The 2174-nt window shown below is 31.4% G+C and carries 3 protein-coding genes; all 3 read right to left on the reverse strand.

Going from position 1 to position 2174, the window contains the following annotated elements:
• Nucleotides 1-89: 89 nt before the first annotated feature.
• The 3 genes from K1I44_RS14895 to K1I44_RS14905 all read right to left on the reverse strand — a co-directional run bounded on the left by K1I44_RS14895 (nt 90) and on the right by K1I44_RS14905 (nt 2103).
• Complete coding sequence (locus tag K1I44_RS14895; protein ID WP_219986619.1) at nt 90-605, reverse strand: M16 family metallopeptidase; 516 nt, start codon at nt 603-605, stop codon at nt 90-92.
• Nucleotide 606: 1 nt separating this feature from the next.
• A complete protein-coding gene (locus K1I44_RS14900) occupies nt 607-1317 on the reverse strand; it encodes an AAA family ATPase (RefSeq protein WP_370628022.1) in 711 nt (236 codons plus the stop codon).
• A 66-nt stretch (nt 1318-1383) separates the two neighbouring features.
• Nucleotides 1384-2103: a hypothetical protein gene (locus K1I44_RS14905; RefSeq protein WP_219986621.1), complete on the reverse strand. Its 720-nt coding sequence runs from the start codon at nt 2101-2103 to the stop codon at nt 1384-1386.
• Between the last annotated feature and the right edge of the window lie 71 nt (nt 2104-2174).

The raw sequence follows: 2174 nt of genomic DNA on the forward strand, positions 1-2174 counted from the left end.
GATCATTTGTAATTTTAAGACGTTTCATGTCCTTTCCGCTCCTTTTATACGTGGGTATTTAGGAGCAGTATAACCATGGAAAAAGGTGTTCATACAGAAGTCATCATCTTAAAGTGCATGTATATAGATACTGTGCCTAAAATATCAAACGCATAAGAACTTTCACCTAAAGCATGCGCTAGAGATGCTATCTTGACTTTTTCTAATGTATTATCTTGATACTGATATATCTCCTGGATCACTACTCTTTTTTCATTTTCAAAATCAAAATTAGAAATCGAAAAAGAAAAAACCATATCTCTTAATATGCATAAAGCTTCGTTTAGATATTCATTTAAAATATGCATGTAAAAACATGTAAACTCTTTCCCCGTAAAAGCATTAATTTTCCCCCCTAACTCCTCAATATAGATATTTCCGTACAAATTATCAGAACCGATGCGATTTTTAAATAAAAGATGTTCAATAAAATGTGCTATTCCATTTGTTTTCTTTGTTTCATGTTTTGTGCCTACGCGAATCATAACACCTATAGAAATCGATCGGCTATTTGGAACTTGATCAATAATTAAACGTAGACCGTTAGACAAGCATAACTTTTTCATATTATGCATCTCCATCCCCATTCAGAAATAATTGGAAGGCGACATCAGGATTTTGGGTATTATATTTATTTAAAAACGATATATAGTCTCCTGCATATAAAATATTCCCTCTATGCAAAAAATATAATTTACAATCTATATATTCCAATTCATATAAAATATGAGTTGTCATCACTACCAATTTACCTTTTTTTACCAAATTATCGATACTCTCAAGAATAAAACGTCTTGCGTCTGGATCAATTCCGGACGTTGGTTCATCGAAAATATACAATTCCCGTTCAAGTTGACATATAGAACGAATAAGTAGCCATCTTCTCTCACCAACAGACATATGTCCAATTTTTCGATCCCATAATTTATTGAACAATTCTCTTTCTCTCGAATTCAAAGATTGTTCAAATAATTTTATTCTTTCTATAAAAGGAAATTCACTATCACAGTTAAAGATTACGCGAATAACGTCTTTTCCCTTCATTGTTGCGGGAAGAGGAATCCCCTGTAATTGGTATACTATATCTTTTTCAGAAAAAGGGCTTTTAAACTGATTTGTAGATATAACCCCAGATATAATATCCAATAATGTAGTTTTACCCGCACCATTTAGCCCAATAATAACGTTTAATTTTCCAGTTTCAAACTCTATACATAATTTATCTAATACTGGTCTCGCCTGATCTTTATAATAATATGTCAAAGAGTTTACTTTCACAGTTTCTCCTCCCTCAAAAATCATTTTTTATTACCTTTTTTTTGGAATATAGCATTTAAAATAGAATTATTCCCTCTCATTTATTCCTATTTTTGGAATAACATTAATTCTGCGATAGGATATGACTCCTATAAAAACATAAACTAAAATCGTTAGTAGTAATTGATAAATTAATTCTCCATTCCAATTGTGTTCAAAAGTCCAAACTAGTTTAGACAAATACAAAATAAACACTGCTGGATTAAGCCATTCTAATACAAACATATTACCTTCCTTTAAAGAAAATTTCGCCAAATATATAAGTATAAACACTAAAATTGTAAATATAGGAGAAACTGATTCCTGACGATATGGCAGAGAACCGATCCATAAAAAAGAAAGAAAAACAGGTAATAGCGCTATGAAAGCAATAACCATGATAGCACTTAATAATGGGAAAATCGGTTGGCGGAATAGCAGTGAGCTCACAACAGTAAAAATGACAATATTAACAACTGTGAAAAGCCACTGTGAACAAATTCTTCCCACAATGATAGGGGTTTTGGTTCGCGCAATAAACTTAAACATCTTTAAAAACCCATTATCCCGAAGAATTAAAATACTTACTCCAACTCCATTTATGGCAGTAATCAAAATCATGTAGCACCAATAAAAGGATATATTATGTCGAAAAGTACTATAATCTGGGTATTTTAAGAACCAATCAAGATTATTAAAAACAATAAAAATGATTGGTGTTAAAGCCGATGATAAAATCCCCAATATAGCCGGAATAAAATTCCCCACTTACAATAGAACCATAGTGTCAATGAGAGGAGCTATGGTTCATGATTACGAGAGGGGAATTTTTTATGATC

The organism is Anoxybacillus sp. ST4, assembly GCF_019448545.1.
Taxonomy (GTDB): domain Bacteria; phylum Bacillota; class Bacilli; order Bacillales; family Anoxybacillaceae; genus Anoxybacillus; species Anoxybacillus pushchinoensis.